The organism is Mesorhizobium sp. M0778, from assembly GCF_040320105.1.
Taxonomy (GTDB): domain Bacteria; phylum Pseudomonadota; class Alphaproteobacteria; order Rhizobiales; family Rhizobiaceae; genus Mesorhizobium.
Window position 1 is genome coordinate 50532 of sequence record NZ_JAMYPA010000028.1, and the last position, 19635, is coordinate 70166.

Genomic DNA, 19635 nt, shown 5'->3' on the forward strand with positions numbered 1-19635 from the left:
TTTCTGGAGCATTGGATAGAATTCGTTTTCACGTCTGCTCCGGCGAAGACTCCCACGCGTCGAAACAGTTGAAACAAATCACGCAGCGGCTGAATGTGTGCTGAAACAAAGAGGGTCTATTATCGGCCCCTTGGGAGATCACGCGAACAAGGGAACGACCATGCGGCCTGATAAACCGGTTACCTCCACACACACAGGCTATGCCCTCTTTGACGCCAACAATGTCCTCGTTGGTAGCAATCCGGAGATATTTGGAGGCCAGCGGCTCGACCGCGGCGAGAGGCAGCCCATAGACGCCATTGCCGCAGTCGCCGAAGCCCTCTCACATCTGAAACATTTCGACGGCCGCCTCATTGAGCCGGGCAACGAGTTCGCTGAAAGCGCCGCGACGCGCTGGATGCAAATCGACAAGGGTCCAGTTGAAGCGGAGACTTTGGACGGCCGGTGGAAGTTGCTCACGGCACATCCTCGGCTGGAGGGTGGCATGGCCCTGGTAAGCGTCGACATTACCGAGATGAAGCGAGCGCAGATCGCGCACCGGGAAAACGCGGAGATATTCCGCTGCATCACGGACAGTCACCCGCTGCCCGTTTGGGTGGTAGACGCGGCAAGCGGGCAAATCCTCTACGAAAGCCTCGATGCGTCGAACCTGCTTGGCCGAAAGTGGACTCCGCATGAGCCGCAATTCCTGACGGATCATTTCGTGAATACTGGCGACTTCGATGAAATCAGTTCTCTCGCCAGCAACAGCGAGATCGTGCGGGATCACGAAATCCAGCTTAGAAACACAAGCGGATCGGCCCTTTGGTGCTCTACCAACTGCCGTCGCGGCATCTATGGCGGGCGCCACTCACTCATCATCGGGGTATTGGACATCACGGCACGGAAGCAGCGCGAAGACCTGTTCGGCTTCCTGATCAAGCATCATCCATTGCCGGTCTGGATGAACGACGCAAGTTCGGGGGAACTCATCTACCAGAGCAATGCTGCCGAACGGCTGCTTGGATGGAGCAAAAAGGCGCAACGCGAGGCGGTGCGGCTCGACGAGTACTTTGTCGACCCCGAGAAATACCGCGAAATCAATCGGGAGCTCATGCAAAAGGGTGTCGTCGAAAATTGCGAGGCGCTTCTTAGAAGACCCGACGGGCAAGAGTTCTGGGCCACGGGCAACCTCAGGATCGTCGAGTTTCAGGGCCGGCGAGTGGTTCTCGCCGGCATCGCCGATGTGACCAAGCAGAAGAAGCGTGACGGCGAAGTCGCTGCGGCGCGGGAGATGCTCGCAAACGCCGTTGAATCACTCTCCGAGGGATTCGCACTGTACGACGAAGATCACCGCCTGGTCATGTGCAACAGTCTTTACCGCGAGCTGAACCAGCCGGTGCGGGATCTCCTTGAGCCGGGCGTGGAATGGAACGAACTGCTTCGCGAATCCGCCAGGCGCGGCGTGTACCGCAATGCGGTTGGGCGCGAGGATCAGTGGCTCGACGAGCGGATTCAAGGCCGGATCGAGTTCCACTCCCCTTTCGAGGTCCCCCTCTCCGACGGCAAATGGCACTCGGTATCGATACATCCCACCGATCTTGGCGGCTTCGTCGTAACGCGCGCCGACATCAGCGAGCGCAAGAAGGCCGAGGCTGCCGAGCGCAACGCCACGGCACTGCTGCAAAAGGTGCTCGATGCCTGCCCTTCGCCAATACGCATGACCACATTCGACGGAGAGACACTCTACCGCAATCCTGCCACCAGAGATCTCTACGGCGATCGCCTTCAAATAACAGACTACTATGTCGATCCACACTGTAGCGCAATATTGGAGCGCACCCTGATCGAAAAGGGCAGGATCGATGATTTTCGGGTCCAGCAATATGACACGGAGAACAAGATATTCTGGGCTTCGATTTCCGCTCGCCTGATCGATTTCCAGGAAAGGCAGGTCATAGTGTCGAACACGACGAATATCACCGACATGATCACCGCCCAGGAAGAAACGCGCAAGGCAAACGAGCGGCTGATCGACGCGATCGAATCTCTGGCCGAAGGGTTTGCTCTCTACGACAAGAACGATTGCCTGGTGCTGGCCAACAGCAGGTACCGCCAGATGCACGCGATAAGCGCGGATGTGCTCGTTCCCGGGGTGAACTGGTTCGAGTTCCTCCGCGTGACCGCAGAGCGCAACCAGTTTCCGGTTCCACGGGACAAGATCGACGACTGGCTCGCCGAGAGGGCAAGGGACCGCCGCGAGTTCCGGCAACAGGAATTCCGTCATACAGACGGCGGTTGGTTTTTCGTCTCGAACTGTCCGACCCGCGAAGGCGGGTTCGTGGTCACCCGTGTCGACATTACAGAGCGCAAGCGCGCCGAGGAGGCCGCCAAGGAAGCGGATGAACTGGTCCGTAAGGTCCTCGAAGCCTGCCCCGTCAACATCCAGATGACCCGCGCGCATGACGGGAAGCTGCTCTACCGCAGTCCCGCCACCGTTGAGCTGCTCGGCGACGTCACCAGCGCCGTCGACTACTATGTCGATCCTTCAGAGCGGATGCGATACGTTGAGCGGCTGCTCGCGACCGGCTTGGTCGACGATTTCGAAACCCAGCTCAAACGCAAGGACGGTGGAACCTGCTGGTGCTCGATTTCGTCTCGACTGATCGATTTCCACGGTGAGAAGGTGATCGTTTCCCATACCTATGATCTCACCGACCGTATCGAAATGCAGCAAGAATTGGAGCGACAGCGCGAGACGCTGCACCAGAACGAAAAAATGTCGGCCCTCGGTGGACTGCTTGCGGGGGTAGCGCATGAGCTGAATAATCCGCTCTCGGTGGTGCTTGGCCTGTCGTCGCTGTTGAAGGAGACCGCAACCGACGCCAAGGTCGTGGAACGCGCCGACAAGATGAGCAAGGCAGCCGAACGCTGCGCCAGGATCGTCAAGACTTTCCTGGCGATGGCCAGACAGCAGCCGACGCGAACCTCAAACGTTGCGATCGATGACATTGTTTCCGAAGCGGTTGAAGTGGCGAGCTATTCGATTCGATCGTCGGACATCGGGCTTACAGTTCATCTTGAACCTGGTCTTCCCCCGATCTGGGCGGATCCCGATCAGCTTGGCCAGGTACTGATCAATTTGCTTATCAATGCAGAACAGGCGCTGCACGGCTGGGAAGGGCGACGGGCAATCACGGTTTCAACGCGGTTCCATCCCAAAACCGGCAACATAGTGGTCCGCGTTGCCGACACGGGTCCGGGAATTCCCAAAGAGATACTTCCCCGCATTTTCGAGCCGTTCTTCACGACGAAAGAGATTGGGGCCGGGACTGGGATCGGGCTGTCCTTCTGCCATCGGATCGTTCATTCCCATGGAGGAACCATCGAGGTCGAATCCCCCGAGGGGGGTGGCTCGACCTTCATACTTTCGCTGCCTGCTTCGGACCGTCTCGACGAACGAGCCGAAACGGCCGAAGACGAAGTCCCGAATTCAACCGGCATTGCCTGTCTGGTGGTGGAGGACGAAGAGGAAGTAGGTGAGCTGGTTGCTGAGGTGCTCAGGCGAGATGGTTTCAAGGTCACCATTGCCAGATCCGGCGAAGAAGCGCTGCAGCACCTCCAGAACCGCACTTTCGCGCTGATCCTGAGCGATCTGAAAATGCCGAACATGGATGGACGGGGATTGTTCAACCAGATTGCCAAGCTCCATCCGGCCGAGCTCGACAGGTTAGCCTTCCTGACGGGGGACACGATTAGCCCGGACGCGCAGATGTTCCTGCGCGCCGCGAAACGGCCCTATCTTGAGAAACCGATCAAACCTAACGAGCTCCGTTCGTTTGTCTCGAATCTGGTCAACAACAATACTTGACAGATGCGTTGATTTGCACGTCACTTTAGGGGCAACTTATCCATTAGGCTAGTTGCTCGGTGGTCGATTTTGACGACGCACGCACATATAGTTGTCTGCGATGACGAACCGGATATCCGCGACACGGTAGCGGAATATCTGGAGCATCATGGCTACGCCGTGACGCCGGCCAACGCGGGGCCTGCTCTGCGTGAACTTGTCGATAGCCAGCACGTCGATGTGGTCATATTGGATATCCGAATGCCAGGTGAGGATGGCCTCTCCCTGGCGCGATATCTACGAGAGCACACAGACGTTGCCATTATCATGCTGACCGGATCGGCGGAAATCGTCGACCGTGTTGTCGGATTGGAGATTGGCGCCGACGACTATGTCGCGAAGCCGGTCGACCTGCGGGAGCTGCTGGCGCGGGTGAAGGCCGTGCTGCGCAGAACGTCGGCGAGCGAAAGGGCTACGGAGAAAGCGAGCACTCCGGGCCACCAGGTCCAGTTCGGCAAGTGCCGCTTCGACCCGGGCGCACACAAATTGTACAACGCCGAGGGGTTCGAGATAGCGATCACCCCGATGGAGTTCCGGCTTCTGAAAGTATTCAGCGACCATCGCGGACGAGTACTCAACCGCGATCAACTGCTCGAACTCGCCCATGACCGCGGATGGGATCCTTTCGATCGTAGCATCGACATTCGCGTTTCGCGCCTGCGGAAGAAAATCGAGGTCGATCCCTCCAAGCCGGAGGTGATCAGGACGATCCGCGGCATGGGTTACCTCTACTCTTGAGCGCGCCGCCGCCAGGGTGGACCAGCGCCTCAGCCCTTGCGGCTGACGTATTGCGACTTGGTGGTTCCAAGGGATAGCCCCGCTCAAACTCTGAGTTTCGGGATTCAGCTGCGTTGCGCTGAGCTTCCACTATCACGTTTGGGCGCTGAAAGGCGGGCGCGCAACCCAAGCCTGCCTGCTCGACACCTGGGATCTGGGATTGGTACCGCAGCCGCCACAATTAATAGGCCTGCGCCAGCGGGCTGGTGGTGGTGAGAGGATAGGAATGGCTACCGAGGTTTTCGAACAGCTCGACGCTTGTCGTATCGTCTCCAACCGCTGCCGCCGCCTTGGCTTGGCGGTGCGGAAGACCCGAGCAGATGGGCATTGGCGGCGGGAGCCGCCAGAAGGGCGGCCACGCTCGCACAGGCCAGTAGCGGGAGCGTAAATGAAAGCTTCATGATTTCAGCCCGCCTTGTCTTCTTGGCCGCGCTTCAAGCCGCGGACCACCAAGCCAATCTCGGACCGGCTGATCCCGATGTCCCTCAGGAGGGCATCGTCCATTGCCGAAAGGGCCCGTTCCGCCATACGGTGAACCCGGTAATTCCGAAAAGAGTCGTAAGCTGCTCGCATTCTCGACATTGCAACACTCCATGATTGGCGCCGCGGGATGCAGCGGTGCCATTGGATTTAAACCATCCCTGTTTCAGGCGTTTTTCCACGCCGAACGCGATGTGTTTCGTTTGTTTCCAGCGCCGAGAAGCGCTTCCCGTGCGGTGTCAATACCGCCTTGTTTCTTGGCGCTGGATGGTGAAACCGGCGTCAGAGATCAGCCACGCTGGCCCGCGCGTCAGATGGCAGCACTGGGAGCCACAATCCGACAAGACGCCTTTGCAGCGTGCTCGGGAGCGGAGTTTCTCCGCCGCCATGCTCCATGAACATCAGCCGCCCGCGGAGCTTCGGGACGCGGCGGACTCAGCCAGCGCGCCTCAGGGTGCGGGACGGTACAAGCGAGTAGATGACGGTATCGGCGATCGGATTAGCCATTACGTCTAAGGCAGGTTGTAGCTGGCGGAAGGCATCTCCGGCGCCCGTCCTTTGAAGTCGATGATTTGTCTTCCAGGCAATCCGCCGAACTTCTGCTTCGGCAAAAATTCTGCGAATCAGTTCCGTGCTGTCAACCCGGAGGAATCAAGGCTCGCCGCTCAATCTGTCCACAAGAAGGTCCGGATCGGGTCAGCAACGATAGTTGAGCAAAGGACTACTGTCGGACATGAGCTCCGCCCACAAAGCTCCGGTCAGATCAGCCCGAGACCTCGGTTCCACCGAGTGGAATGTCCACTATCGCTTTTCGGACGCCATAGGCTGTCGGTCTGCTAGCGTGAACAACCGGCCTTCGGAAGGACGGCAGCGATAGCGGCCGGTAACCGGCCTTCACGAGCAGTCCCTCGCCCCCGCGGCACACGTCCGATCGACGCCCTCCACGAAGGCCGGATTGGCGAGGTCATCGAAGCGGCGCGATCCTATGGCGAAGTCGGCGCGGCCTGAATGTCAGGCCGCCTTCAACGCAGCGGCTCGATACCGGCCATAGCCGAGCTTTACGAGCAGCCCTTCCTCGCACATCCGGGAGAGATAGCACCGTGGGATGCTGATGTCGGTGAAATCGCGGGTCCGCACTTCGCCGCGCTGCAGGCGGCTTCGTCCGTCAATGCAGCTAGAGACGCATGTCGACGAAGGGATGCCGGCGAAGCGTATGGTCCCGGCAAATGCAACAGCAGAATGGATCAGCGCCGTCGTGGCAAGGGCCGCCAGATGCGTCTCGCTGCCCATGACCCCCGTCGCCAGCCGCTTCGAGCCTTTCGCACGGTGGGTTCACCGACGCTTGGCTGTCGGTTCCCGCCGCGACCGTGAGTGCTGTCCCCGACCTGGACAGGCCGATATCCTTCAACTGATGTCGGATAGCACAGCGAGCGTGCACCCGCGCCGGTGCCCGGGGGCTCCGGTGAAATCCCTTCACCGGAATTCTCTTGGTTGAGCTTGAGTTAGAGACGCCGGTCACCGCACGGCGCCATCGCGATTGCGCCGCGCGACATGCGCTGCTCCGGCCGCTACAGACGATCAAGATCGAGCAATGCTTCGTTGCCCAGCCAGGCCTTCTTGAACCCGGCTTCCGTCGCGGACACATCCTCGCTGCCGGCTGCAGCCTTGGCCTTGAGCAGACCCCAAAGCGCCCAGCCGTTACGCGGCGTTTCCACAAGCGCCTTTTCGAACGCCGCGACGGCTTCATCGGCGCGACCCTGCTGCAGCAGCACGGCGCCGAGCGTCTGCCGGACGGGATAGTACCAGTAGGGCGGCTCCGTGTAGGAGAGGCTGTCCTGCAGGCGGATCGCCTCTGCGAGCTGCTGCTCGGCGGCGATGTAGTCCTGCCGCGCCTGGGCGATACGGGCCTGTACCACCTGTCTGGCAATGCCGAGCACGTCCCTGGCGGGCAGGAATTGTCCCTCCAGCCCGCTCAGATCGGCCCCGTCGATCAACCGACCGATGGCGTCGGCCTCGGCAGATGCCGCCTCGGGGTCATCCCGGAAGGCATGGGCGACGCCGCGGGCGTAATGCCAATAGCCTTTCACGAAGGGGAAACGGTCGCCGGGGTCGGCCAGCGCGAGGATCGTGTCCGGGTCGCTAAACTGGGCATGGGCGCTGAAGGCAGCCGTCTTGATCGCCTGCACCCAGGCCAGTTCCTGCGAGACTTCGTCGGAGGTGATTTCCGCCAGCTTTTCCGCCGCGCCGATCACATCCTCCTTCACGCCGGCCATCTGGGCAGAAACCATGAGGAAGTGAACGTTGTGCGGATAATAGCCGAAGCGGTAGAGCGGGCTCGCCGCGTCGCCGGCCTGCGCGAGGAAGGCCTCATCCGCCGCGATGGCGTCATGGTTGACGGCGATGGAGTCGCCGTGGCGTCCGATCCGCATATAGAGGTGTGCCGGCATATGCGTGAGGTGCCCCGCCGCCGGTGCCGCGCCGCGCAGGCGGTCAGCGAGGGCCTCCGCCCGGCCCGGATCGGCCGAGGCCTCGACGGCATGGATGTATAGGTGCGCCGCTCCGAGATGGTCCGGATCCAGCTCGAGCGCACGCTCCAGCGCCGCGACAATCTCGCCGCCGCGGCCCTTGGGCGTCACCCTGTCGGCCTCCCAATAGTCCCAGGGCTGCAGGTTCATCAGCGCCTCGGCATAGAGCACCAGCACGTCCGCGTCGTCGGGATGGGCCGTGCCCACCTCGCCCAACGCCCCGGCCCAGGCTTGATCCAGCGGCAGTCGGCTCGCCGTCAGACTCGTGCCGTAGCGCCTGGAAAGGGCCTCGATCAGCGCCCTCTCCTTAGGGGTGGCCTTCTCCTTGAGCGCCAAGGCGCGATCGATTGCCTGGCGCGCAGGGGCCACTGCCTCGTCGCGCATGGCGTCGTTGATGTTGGGGCCTAGTGCAAATGCTTCGCCCCAGAAACACATGGGGCAATTCGGGTCCAGTCTCTGGGCCTCCTGGAAGGAACGCCGGGCCTCGGCGTGGTTAAAGCCCCATGTCAGCCGGAGGCCCTGATCGAAGTAACTCTGCGCATCGATGCTATGCGTGGTGACGGGCATGGTCATGTCGCCCAGACCTTCATAGAGCGGCGGCCGAACGCTCGCGGTGCGGTTCTCGGCGTTCCCGGCGTAGGCGACGCCTGGCCTGTAGAGTTCGGTTTTCGGCGGCGAGGCCTCGTGCGCCGAAGCTGCGACAGCGAAGACGGAGGCGGTCAGTATCAGTCCCCCGGCGATGGCGTACAGGGAAGTGTTCGATTTGAATTTCATTGTTCTGGTCCTTTTGAATGAAGTCCCGCTCGCGGAAGCATGCCGATGGCGGGTCGTTGACATTGAAGGGTGGCTTCGCTCAGGCGAGGCTGGCGGCGAATTCGGCTATGTTCCGAGCGAAACGGGCAGGCTCTTCCCAGTGGAGCGCATGGCCGGCGCCCGCCGCGGCGGTTCTGACAAATTTCATGGCATTTTCCTTTCGTTTCGACTTGCTTTGATGGCAGGGACGGGAAGGCCCGGACCGCCTCGTGTCCGTGCCGTGGGCTGCGTTCTACGTTCGGGGAACCGAGCCTGATCGACGGATGCTTGCCTGACGGCGCCCGTCCGCCTCGCCCGGCTAGAATGCCCCGGGAAATCTTCCCGGATGCGCTATAGTCTGGGGATCGCGGGCGGCTCCTGGACGCCCAAGGCCCACGTCCCTCAGGAGATGGTCGTTAAGGTCGAAGAGCGCGTCGCGCAGGTCGCGTTCGGCGCGATGACGCCTGCGCATGGCGCGCCAGCGTCCGAAGAGGGGTTGCAGGAACATAGACATCGCTCAGGCCGCCTTCTGTTCAGGCACCGGGTTCTCGCGGGCACGACGCAGGAAGGACTTGTTGACCGGGCTGTGGGGCTTCAACGCCAGGCGCTCGCTGGCGAGTGCTTCAGCCATGCCGGTGAGGCCGCCCCGTATCGTCGCTTCGGTCAGGGTCCAGTCGATGATGTCGCGCTGGGCGTGGCTGCCGCCAAAGGAATTGGCGATGGAACGTGCGCTATGGAGGAACCCCGCCGCCGCTTCATAGTCGCCGCGCCAGAATGCCGAGAAACCTTCGACCAGCGGCAGGGCGGTTTTGCGGCCCCATTCGCCGATTTCCGCCACACCGCCTGCCGTGCGGAAGCCCGAGGCGATACGCTCGACCTCCCTTGTACGGCCAGCGCCGAGATAGGCCATCACAGCGTGCCAGTCGTTGAACGGATAGGTGCGACCGTCGGCATGGCTGTCCCAGGCTGCCGCCAGTTCCTGCCAGCGGTCACCGACGTCGTGGCTCGACAGATAAAGCCGCCACAGCAGCGCCGAGGCGTCGATCATGTCGAGCGCGACCATGCTGCGGTCCTGCCGGATCGGTCCGTCGTAGAGCGCGAGAACTTCATCAGCCTGGCCAAGATCGAGATGGCAGAGCGAACGGTGCCACCAGTTGTGGACCCGGAAGAAATTGTCGTCGCCCGACCAGTGCGGCTCCCGCGCGATCATCCAGCCGATGCCGTCTTCGGCACGGCCTTGCATCTCCATGACATGTGCGACGGCATGATGAGCCCAGCAGTCGAGCGGCTGAAGGTCGAGTGCGCGGCGACCGGCCTCTTCGGCCCGGCCGAAGTCACCGGTCTCCTCGAGACCGAACGCATGCATCCCGAGCAGGATCGAATAGCCGGGCGTTTCCGCCGACCATTTCGGCAGCACGCGCGCGATCCGGTCGCGCAAGCCGCGCGAACTGGCGCGGTAAAAATCCATCAGGTGGCCCGACTGTAACGCCACGATGTCACGCGGGTGGTCGGCATTGTGCCGGTCGAGCGCGATTGCTGCGGAGGTCCACTCGCCCTTGAGGAGAATGTCGAGCGCCGCGACGTGAGACGCCTCGCGGTCCGAGAGCAGCATGGTCTTCGCCTTGCCGAGGATCGCTTTCGCCTCATTGGTTGCCTCCGGCTCGGTCGCGAGGCCGAAGAGATGCGCCTTCATGATGTGCGCCATGGCAAAATCGGGCGCGGTCTCGATCGCGCTGTCAAGCAAACCAACCGGATCGCCGCGATAGGTATTAAACGCTTCGACGGCCTGACAGAAGAATTCGGCTGCCTCCGAGCTCGCGCCGGAGAGCGCGTTTCCTTGTGAATCGGTGATCATTTCGGGTCTCCTTGTAAATGGTTCGACGCCAGGACGAATGCAGCGAGCTTGCGCCAGCATCTGTCCGGAGGCCGGCTCTGTTGTTCGCTGTCAGATCGTGCCCTTGGGACATCGGGCGGGAAAATAGTCGTGGCGCGGCGCGCGCGAGAGAGGCAGAATAGCCGGAACCATGCGAGATGGGCCAAGCCGGAGGACAATCGGTGCCGAAGCGCGTTAGCATCGTTGTCTTTCGGGAATGCGATCCCTCGATCATCTACGGCGTCTTCGACACGCTCTGGGCGGCGGGGAGGTTTTCCAAGCTTCCGCCCGGCGAGCCGCTCTTCGAGCCGCGCATTGTCGCGGCCGAGCACGGACCGCTCGAGCTAATCACCGGTGTGAGCATTATTCCGCAGGACTCGATCGACGACATCGAGCAGACGGATATCGTCTTCGTGCCAAACCCGGTGGTGTTCACGCCCGAGGAGCTTCACGCCCTCGATCGCCGGATCATCGATTGGGTCGCGAAGATGCACGAAAAGGGCGCTTTAATTTGTTCCGCCTGTGGCGGCTCTCTCGTCCTGGCCGCGGCCGGGCTGCTCTCCGGCCGCGAGACGACGACGCATTGGAGCCATGTACCAGTGTTCCGCCAGGAGTTCCCTGAAGTGCTGCTGCACGAGGACCGCATCCTGGTTCAGACTGGCGACGGCCACAACATCATCTCCTGCGGCGGCGCTTCGTCCTGGCAGGACCTCGCACTCCTCCTCATCGCCCGCTACGGCAGCGGCGAGGAAGCGATCCGCATTTCCAGGTTCTTCCTCTATCAGTGGCACCGCGACGGACAGCTCCCCTACGCGTCCATGGCCGTCAATGTCATCCATGCCGACGCACTCGTTCTCAAGTGCCAACACTGGCTTGCGGAGAATTACGAGTGCACGGATGTCGTCACCGAGGTGGCGCGCGTTTCGGGCTTGCCCAAGCGCACGTTCGACCGCCGGTTCAAGGCGGCCACCGGTTACTCGCCGCTTACCTATGTCCAGGCGCTGCGCATCGAGGAGGCGAAGCAGATGCTCGAAACCGGCTCCGCCCCCGTGGATGCGATCGGTCGCGAGGTGGGCTACGAGGACGCCTCCTCGTTCAGTCGCCTGTTCCGGCGCCTGACAGGCATCTCGCCCGGTGACTACCGCCGTCGGTTCAGAATTCCCGACTATGTTCGGTCGAGTTCGCAAGATGCGCGACCTGGAGGTCGAATGTTGAAGGGATCAGCGGCGGGCTGATCGCACAGGTGTTCCCCGTTCTTTGCCGTACATAAACTGCGCTACCTACGCCCGCATACCGCGGACGATCTGACGCTCACGAGCAGGTCCGGACTAAGTCAGGAAAGCCAGTTGCGTTGGATTCAGCTCTGGGGAAGCCGGACAACGTGAACAGGGCTAACTTATAGACGCGGACAAAACGGGGAGCACGTCACGAGAAAGCTCTCGGACAAGTGTCCATTTCGGAAGTTTGTTGGTGCCACAACGCCAGCCCCAACGATCTGGAAAACCGATCGTAACGCTACGCGACCGGGTTGTGCAGAGCCAAGAAGACAGCCGTTTCCTCGAAGAACTGGTCGAAGGCGGGAGTGCCTTCAATGAGCACGTGGTTATTTCCCTGCATTTCGACAAACATCGCCCCCGGAATGAGCTTGGCCATCAGGCGGCCCTCCTCGATCGGCGCGACGCGATCGCCCACGCAATGCAGCACGAGCGTTGGGACTTGGACTCTCTTTGCCAACTCGGTCGCGTCAACTTCGCTGTTCACTTCCCAGAGTCGCATCGCCGCTTCGGGGCTCGTGGCAATGCGCTGCAGTTCGTCAAAGCTCGCCACAATCTCCTGTGGGGCGTCGGGGATGAACGTCGAAGTAAAGAAGTGCCTGAAAACGGGATTCGGCGAGCCCCAGCCGTCGCGGATCATCATCGCCCCGGCTTCATATAGCTTCCTTTGATCGAGATCCGGTCGCATTAGCCGGCCTCGGAGAAATCCGCCCAGCAGGATGAGGCATGTCACCTGCTCCGGATGGTCCACAGCATAACGCACGCAAAAGGCGCAGCCTTGCGAGATGCCGAGGAGCGCGAACCGATCCAGCCGTGCAGCGGTCGCGACTGCGGACATGTCGCCGGCCATTGCATTTTCCGATACCGTCTCAACCTCCCAGTCCGAGAGGCCGTTTCCGCGTTGGTCGAACCGCACGAGATGGCAAAGCTTCGCGAACTTCGCGAGAATCGGACGCCAAATGGGACTGTGCCATTCATACTCAAGATGGTTCAGCCAGTTCGGACCCTTCAGCACCGGCGCTCCCTGACCGATGCTGGCCCAAGCGATCTGCACGCCGTCCGACGCCGTCGCGAACTGCACCCGCTGATGCAGCGCCGCTTCGACAGGTCTCGTCGTCTGCGGCGACGCGTCGGGCGTCCACTGCCAGACACGAATAGGTCGGGAGATGTTCTTCACTCGCTGGTTGCCCATGTCACGGAAGGGCACCTGGATCCGGTCCGCGACTGCCTGATGCACAATGTCCGAGACGCACACGCCGCCCGGCTTGGCGAGCCCCTCAAGCCGGGAGGCGACGTTTACGCCGTCGCCGAAGACGTCTCCGTCCTCGAAAATGACGTCACCGAGATTGATCCCGACGCGGTAAAGGATTTGGCTGTTCTCAGGCTCACCGAAGTTCCGCTCTGCCATCGATCGCTGGATTTCGACGGCGCTCTCAACCGCCTCAACGACGCTCGCAAACTCGGCGAGCAGGCCGTCGCCCGTGGTCTTGACGATATTGCCCCGATGCGCCGCGATCCTGGGCCTAACGACCTCACCAATATGTACCTTCAGGCGCGCAAGCGTGCCGGCTTCGTCCACCTCCATCATCCGGCTGTAGCCGGAGACATCCGCGGCAAGGATCGCCGCAAGCTTCCGCTCGCTAGGGTCGGCCAAGTCAACCATACCGCAGCGTACGGGTCTGGCAGCCCTTTTGTCGAGCTGCATTCCTAGCCACCCGCTTCGATCTGCTGCAGCGTTGAGCTTCCGAGGAACGCACGAGATCAATCGACCTTCAAACCCATGGCCAGATGTCCTTCATCGCGCGCCAATTGAGAACACAGCCGGAACTACCGCTTTCCACACCAAATGAGCCCTACCGTACCGAATGAGGATAGAAATCACGGTGAGGTCGACTTGCGGCTCGATCGCGCCACTACCGGTCATTCGCAGCGCGCCTCGTTAGCTGACCTTCAGCCACCTGCCGGAGTCGACCCGTTGACGGCCTTGGGCGTTGCAGACTTGAACGTCCAAAACGAGGTCGGGAACCTGACCTTCAGTGCAAGGAGCATCCTGGGAGTGCTCTCGTGTGGGTCATTCACCACATTTGGCGTCCGGCTACATCGAGGCCGCCCACGTTCAAGACGTTGAACACCGCAAGGACGCGCGTATCTGAAAGATCAATCGGTTCGCCGCTGTGTCGTCCCCTAGCACGGATGAGACGACGCACTGTTTACCGCGGCGCTCGAGACGGCTCGCGAAACGGGCGACCGCTGATGCTCTTTTCGTGTTATGATGGCTGGGATCGCGCGTAATCTCGGCCTCGGCAATATGGCAGAGGCCGAAAGCTATTTTGCCCTGGCGCAGGAAGTTTTGCGCCCCCAGCACGGGCTCAACCCCAAAGCGCATGTCGTGCTGCCTTTTCTTGACTGATCCGGGGCGAGGAGGTTGTCCATGTCCACGAGTAGTGTCGACCGTCCGCTGCAGCCGGGCGACCGGGTACCGAATATTGTGCTCGACGCGATCTCGCGCGACGGCAAGATCGCGCTCGAAGATTTTCGAGGCCGCACCCCATTACTGGTCGGTTTGTTTCGAGGCCTGCACTGTCCATTCTGCCGGCGCCATGTCGCGGCGATGGCGCAGCTCAATCCGGCCCTGAAGGAGAAAGGCGTAGAATGTCTCGCAGTGGTCAAAACCCCGGTCGAACGTGCGCGGCTCTACTTCCGTTACCATCCGCTACCCGGTCTTCTTAGCGCATCCGACCCGGAGGGCGCTTCACACCGCGCCTTCGGTTTGCCCATCCTTGAGCTCACGAAGAATGAAACCGAATGGCCCCACAAGCTCGGAATGGATGCGGTCATGACAATGCGGATCGATCTGCCGGGGGAGTTGCCCGAGCCGATGAACCCGGCTGCGGCGGGCGACTTTCTTGAGAAAAAGGACGGGTACGAAATTACGGAGGCCGACCAGCAGATTATGATCGCCGGTCACATGCCACTTATCGGCGAGTTCTTGCTCGATCGGGAAGGCGTGGTGCGCTGGAGCTTCACGGAAGCTGAAGAGGAAGGCCAAAATGTATGCCGGGCTCCAAATCCCAAAGAATTGATGTCGGCAGCTTCCCAAGTTGCACATTAATGAGGCTGCTGAAAAACGCGCTCGACGATCACCGTCCTGTGGTGATTCTGTGGATTTAACCAAGATCGAGATGCTCAGGCGCGGAGGGCTAAGGTCTGCCCTTAGGCTTCGTAGTGATTTCGATTCAACGGCCCGCGAGCGACCCGAACGCTAGAGTTTGAGCAAGCCTCAACGCCAGGCGGGGCGACGTCCGCTCCTTGCCGCAATTACGCCATCCGACAGGCGTGCCATACGGCAAGTTTCCACCCAAGCGCGACGTAGTCCGTGGCTGTACGACAGAGCCGAGTCCTGCGGCCGGCTCGGTCGCGCCATTTCCGGGCATTCGCCGACACAGCGTAGAGGTCTCGCTTGGGGCGGTGAGCGGACCTTACTGGGATATTATAACGTCTGCCTTCATCGTCATGATGGCAATGGGCGTGGGGTCTCCCCTCGATTGGCATCATACGCCATTGAAATCCCAGTGGCGACGCGCGGCCAGGCCGGTCGTTCATTTACGCTACGACCGATAAAGACTATGGTTTGGTGGGAGGCAGGGCCAACTAGATGGACCGCAAGCTCGCCGCCATTCCGATGTCGTAGGCTACTCCGCGCTGATGGAGCGCGACGAGGCGGGCACGTTTGAACGGCTGAAGGCGGGGCGCAAGGAGCTGTTCGAGCCGGAGATCGCCCGCCACCATGGGCGCATATTCAAGTTGATGGGCGACGGGATGCTCGCCGAATTCTCCAGGGTTGTGGATGCGGTGGAATGTGCGGTGGCGCTGCAACGCGGCCTGGGCGAGCGTAACGCTTCGCTTCCGGAGGCAGAACGAATTCAGGTGAGGATCGGCATCAATCTCGGCGAAGTGATTGTCGATGGCGACGATCGTTATGGTGATGGGGTCAACATTGCCGCCAGGCTCCAACAGCTAGCGGAGCCCGGCGACATTTGTGTCTCTGGCAAGGTGGCCAAGGAGGTCGAAAAGAAGCTCGCCTTCGGCTTCGAGCCGATGGGCGAGCAGAAGGTGAAGAACATCGCCGAACCGGTGCAAGCCTTCCGCATCACACTCGAAGGGCAGACCAGACGCCGTCCGGCCGTGCGATTTCCGCCGCGCTGGGCCCTGGCAGGGACGGCTGCATTCATTAGTCTCTTGCTCATTGCCGGAGCCGCCTGGCAGTTCTGGCCAGCGGCGCCGGTGAGTGGCAAACCGTCGGTGGCGGTGCTGCCTTTCGACAATTATGGCGGCGACGAGGCGACCGGACGCCTCGCGAACGGTCTCACCGAAGATATCATCACGGATCTGGCGCGTTTTCCTGAATTCACGGTCGTAGCGCGCAACTCGACGGCGGCCTACAAGGGAAAGGCTGCGGACCCGCGCGAGGTCGGCGCAGCACTGCATGTCGGCTACATTATCGAAGGATCGATCCAGCGTGAGGCGGATCGTGTGCGGATCACGGCGCAGTTGATCGACACGGCGACCGGCCAGCATCTCTGGTCAAATCGTTGGGATCGTCCCGACGAGGATATCTTTGCTGTTCAGACGGAAATCGCCGAACAGGTCACCAATCGTCTCGGTGGGGGCGCCGGGTTGATTCAGGAAGCCGGGCGGATCGCCGCCCACCGCAAAAGGCCCGGAAACCTCAGCGCCTATGAGTATTATCTGCTCGGCACCGAGAAACTTGAGCAGATCACCAAAGCCGATATCCAGGAGGCGATCAAGCTGCTCACCCGCGCCGTTGAACTCGATCCGGGGCTCGCCCGAGCCTGGGTCGAGCTTTACCATTCCCACGGTCTTTTGGCGAGCTTCGGCGTTAATCCCGAGAGTGAGCGGAAGGCAGCCGCCGATGCGGCTGAACGCGCCGTCCGGCTTGATCCAAGTGATGCCGAGGCGCATGCAGCGCTCGGCATGAGCTTCGGCGAAAGGGGCGACATCGCGCGTGCCAAGGCTGAGATGGACACGGCCCTGCGGCTGGCCCCTGGTTCGGCCGAAATCCTGACCTTTTATGCCGGTTGGGCCTCAGCCTTTGGCGAGGCTGAACGTGGTGCGGATATGGTCGATCAGGTGATCAGACTCGACCCGAACTACCCGATGTGGACCTCCGGCCCCTTCTCCTACGCCTACTATATGGTGGGCCGCTATGAGGACGCGCTGAAGATGCTGGAGCGCCTGACACCGGATAATTATGAGAAATGGAGGTGGGTCGTGCACAGCAGTTCGCTTGCAGGCTTGGGTCGGATCGAAGAGGCGAAAGTCTTCGTGAAGGAAGCGCTCAAGCGCCACCCGGACTTGACGGTCGAAGGCATGGTCAACGAACCGGGCATGAGCGCTGCCGAGCGCCGGCGCTTCATCGAGACGATGCAGCTCGCCGGCTTCCCGGTTTGCGCGTCGGACGAGCAACTGGCCAAATTGAGCAGTCCGCAGCGCCTGCCCGAATGCCTGAAGTAGCTGCTGTGCGGACGCGAAGGACCGCGATATCCCCAAGCATTATTGCGAAGACCCCGAGGAGGTGGCGCGCATAATACGGGCATTTCTTGAGTGACCCCCCAGATTTAGACGCCGCTAAATGACTGAAATAGGGTCAGGACTTGTCCTTGAATTTTGCCTCGCGAAGGTCCGAGGAGGGTCACGAATGCTGGTTGCGGGCAATGTCGGCTTCCAAGAAGAGAATTCGACCCCGGAAGGTCTCGAAAGGGTCAGTTCACGTCGATGCACGCAGGGCGCTTGAAGGTCCGCTTCTGACCTTCCGGGCCTCGAAGCCGCAAGTCCGCTCTCGGCCCAAAGTTCGCCCGGAACGACTTCAATCTAGTGGTCGGGAAAGTCGTCAGTTCAGTCGAATCCTCTGTGTCTCACATGGGCCGAGGTTGTCGAGGTTTCCCAACCTTGCACTCGAGCGCAGCCCTGTCCCAATCACCGAGTTCAGCAGCGGCGCGATACGTGCTTTCCAAAAAGGTCATGAGCATGTCTTCTGGATTGTTGGCAAGCCGGACCGCATCATAGGGCAGCAGAAATTCTCGGAGGTTTTCATCGTAATATGCGGCTTCAGGAGAAACTCTTGCAGCTGCAAAACCGGTCGGCATCGGGTATGCATAGGAATAGAACGCGGGAAAGTCGATTGCACCCCCACCTGGCCAGAAGCCAGCTGACGAGACTTCGTGGCTGTAGGCCTCGCGGGTGATTTCGTCAGGCAGGGCCGGAATACCACCTGGATGTGAGGGCGCGTGTCGACCGGAGAAGCGCGTCACGGCAATGTCAAAACTTCCCCAGAAGAGATGCACCGGGCTCACCTTGCCGAGATACGCCGTACGAAAGATCTGGAGCACGTTCGTCACTGCCACACATGCCCTGAAGAACCGTGTCACAGCATTGGCGTCGTAGGGGCGTTCCATCCTGTCTTCGGCGAACGGAATAGCCTGCGGAATCTCGTTCGGCCTGCCATGGAACTCCGGTGTCCCACCGAGAGTACGAATGAGATCCAACGCGCGCCCATGAAAGAAGGCGACCGACATCGGCTCAAGCGGGAACCGGGCAATGCGTCCATCGGTTGCTCGTCCGACCACCTCATGGTTGATCAGATCGAGGCTCAATTCGATCCCGCCTGGTCCATCTGGCACTAGGCCGGTCGTGAAACCGCGAGCGTCAGTGTAAAGGGTCGCATGCCAGGAATGGTTCACCCACGGTGAGCGGGCGAGCCGATATTTCCCTATGATCTGAATATAAAGATGCAGCGCGGAACACGTACTGCGCCAAGGACCGTACGGTATATCCGGCCACCTTTCCTCGATGCGTTCATTCATTGGGCCAACCTAACTCGATGGAGCTTGAATAGAATCTCACTACCGCCCGTATTCATATCACCATCGATGCTGGCAAAGAGGAAGCTTCTTGCTGGCGGCGACGGCGTGGGGGGCCAAGGGGAGACGACCTCTCGGGGCAACGTAGTGGGCCGGCCTGCCGCTGCACGATGTCGCCTTCGGAGACTAGCTGCACGATCGCCACTTCGATATGGTGGCGAGGTCGCATCTTTCTGCTTGCCGCCGTATTTCACCAGGGACGGGGCCGCCGGAATGAAGGCCAGCTTTCGGGAACCGGCAAGGAGCCAGTCAGCGACTGACATTGGGTTTTGCCGAATGTCCGCTTCAGCCAAATGTGTTTCGAAAGCGGACCGGCAGATTTCGCCAAGGCTGCCGGGCAGCAATGCTGAAGGGTTTCGGTCGCCGGCCCCGGCGCCAGGCCAACACGTGGATGGCCGGCATCCGAAACCCATCACATAGGCTGCCATCGGGTTGCTACTGGCAGAACGCACACTTTCTCCCCGTTGCGGGCGGTTTCGAGATCGGTCGTGGCTGGGATGCTTTGTGCCGACGGTTCGACGGGTCGTATCGTCCGAAAGAGACCGGGGTGCGACTAAAGCTAGCCTGGCCGACCGAACCACCGCACGATTTCATAGGCAGGCATTGGGCGGCGAAAACCCTTCAGCGTCAGTTCGCCAACAAGAACTGATTCGACCAGCGACTCGACAGCGCCGAGGACCCGTTGGCTGACGAGAATCTGGCGGGATTTGGCCTCCTCGCACAATCTGGCGGCGTGGTTCGACACAGTGCCGATGACGGCATAGTCCGAGCGCCGATCAAAACCGATGCGCCCGATGGTTGCGTGGCCCCTGGCAATGCCGATCCCGAAGCCCAGCAAATAGTCGCGCTTGCGCCATCGCTCTGAATGCTCGTCAATTGCGTCGCGCATCGCAGCAGCCATTGAGACGGCTCTCTCGGAGTGGTCGGCGCATGGCAGTGGATCATTGAAAACCACGACGATACCGTCGCCCACGAACCGCTTGTCTTATGATTTTCCGTCGTTTCGAGGCCAAAGTGGGTTGCCGCCTGCGGGCCTTACACCACCCCCCGCGCCCGGGGGGGGGGGGTTGAAAAACCCAACGGG

General features: G+C 61.1%; 14 protein-coding genes. 6 read left to right on the plus strand and 8 right to left on the minus strand.

Features of this window, described 5'->3' with window-relative positions; all coding sequences use genetic code 11:
• Positions 1-160 precede the first annotated feature (160 nt).
• Together NKI22_RS27865 and NKI22_RS27870 are read left to right on the plus strand one after the other, a co-directional pair.
• Complete coding sequence (locus NKI22_RS27865; protein ID WP_352815205.1) at positions 161-3850, plus strand: PAS-domain containing protein; 3690 nt, start codon at positions 161-163, stop codon at positions 3848-3850.
• Positions 3851-3919: 69 nt separating this feature from the next.
• Positions 3920-4627 carry a response regulator gene (locus tag NKI22_RS27870; RefSeq protein WP_352815204.1) on the plus strand — a complete coding sequence of 236 codons (708 nt, stop codon included), beginning with the start codon at positions 3920-3922 and terminating at the stop codon, positions 4625-4627.
• A gap of 220 nt (positions 4628-4847) precedes the next feature.
• On the opposite strand, the gene NKI22_RS27875 is transcribed toward NKI22_RS27870, so the two are convergent.
• The 5 genes from NKI22_RS27875 to NKI22_RS27895 form a co-directional block, all read right to left on the minus strand.
• On the minus strand, positions 4848-4994 hold the full coding sequence (locus tag NKI22_RS27875; protein WP_352815203.1) for a hypothetical protein: 147 nt from the start codon (positions 4992-4994) through the stop codon (positions 4848-4850).
• Positions 4995-5071: 77 nt separating this feature from the next.
• Positions 5072-5248 carry a DUF1127 domain-containing protein gene (locus NKI22_RS27880; RefSeq protein ID WP_352815201.1) on the minus strand — a complete coding sequence of 59 codons (177 nt, stop codon included), beginning with the start codon at positions 5246-5248 and terminating at the stop codon, positions 5072-5074.
• 909 nt (positions 5249-6157) lie between these two features.
• Entirely contained in the window at positions 6158-6436 is a 279-nt protein-coding gene (locus tag NKI22_RS27885; RefSeq protein WP_352815199.1) for a type IV toxin-antitoxin system AbiEi family antitoxin domain-containing protein, read from the minus strand.
• 278 nt (positions 6437-6714) lie between these two features.
• Positions 6715-8445 carry a tetratricopeptide repeat protein gene (locus NKI22_RS27890; RefSeq protein WP_352815197.1) on the minus strand — a complete coding sequence of 577 codons (1731 nt, stop codon included), beginning with the start codon at positions 8443-8445 and terminating at the stop codon, positions 6715-6717.
• A gap of 535 nt (positions 8446-8980) precedes the next feature.
• The gene (locus NKI22_RS27895) at positions 8981-10318 is read right to left on the minus strand and encodes a tetratricopeptide repeat protein (protein WP_352815195.1); all 1338 of its coding nucleotides are present in this window, start codon (positions 10316-10318) and stop codon (positions 8981-8983) included.
• 200 nt (positions 10319-10518) lie between these two features.
• Between NKI22_RS27895 and NKI22_RS27900 the strand changes: the two genes are divergently transcribed.
• Complete coding sequence (locus NKI22_RS27900; RefSeq protein WP_352815193.1) at positions 10519-11571, plus strand: GlxA family transcriptional regulator; 1053 nt, start codon at positions 10519-10521, stop codon at positions 11569-11571.
• 280 nt (positions 11572-11851) lie between these two features.
• Here NKI22_RS27900 and NKI22_RS27905 read toward each other — a convergent pair whose 3' ends face one another.
• A complete protein-coding gene (locus tag NKI22_RS27905; protein WP_352815191.1) occupies positions 11852-13315 on the minus strand; it encodes an alpha/beta fold hydrolase in 1464 nt (487 codons plus the stop codon).
• A 567-nt stretch (positions 13316-13882) separates the two neighbouring features.
• Here NKI22_RS27905 and NKI22_RS27910 point away from each other — a divergent pair.
• The 3 genes from NKI22_RS27910 (at position 13883) to NKI22_RS27920 (ending at position 17145) form a co-directional block, all read left to right on the plus strand.
• A complete protein-coding gene (locus tag NKI22_RS27910) occupies positions 13883-14020 on the plus strand; it encodes a hypothetical protein (protein WP_352815189.1) in 138 nt (45 codons plus the stop codon).
• Positions 14021-14041: 21 nt separating this feature from the next.
• Positions 14042-14722 carry a peroxiredoxin-like family protein gene (locus NKI22_RS27915; RefSeq protein WP_352815187.1) on the plus strand — a complete coding sequence of 227 codons (681 nt, stop codon included), beginning with the start codon at positions 14042-14044 and terminating at the stop codon, positions 14720-14722.
• 593 nt (positions 14723-15315) lie between these two features.
• Positions 15316-17145 carry an adenylate/guanylate cyclase domain-containing protein gene (locus NKI22_RS27920; RefSeq protein ID WP_352959227.1) on the plus strand — a complete coding sequence of 610 codons (1830 nt, stop codon included), beginning with the start codon at positions 15316-15318 and terminating at the stop codon, positions 17143-17145.
• A gap of 401 nt (positions 17146-17546) precedes the next feature.
• Here the strand turns inward: NKI22_RS27920 and NKI22_RS27925 are convergent, their stop codons facing one another.
• A complete protein-coding gene (locus NKI22_RS27925; RefSeq protein WP_352815183.1) occupies positions 17547-18494 on the minus strand; it encodes a DUF5996 family protein in 948 nt (315 codons plus the stop codon).
• A gap of 616 nt (positions 18495-19110) precedes the next feature.
• Positions 19111-19524, minus strand: coding sequence for an adenylate/guanylate cyclase domain-containing protein (locus tag NKI22_RS27930; RefSeq protein ID WP_352815181.1), 414 nt, complete (start codon positions 19522-19524; stop codon positions 19111-19113).
• Positions 19525-19635 lie beyond the last annotated feature (111 nt).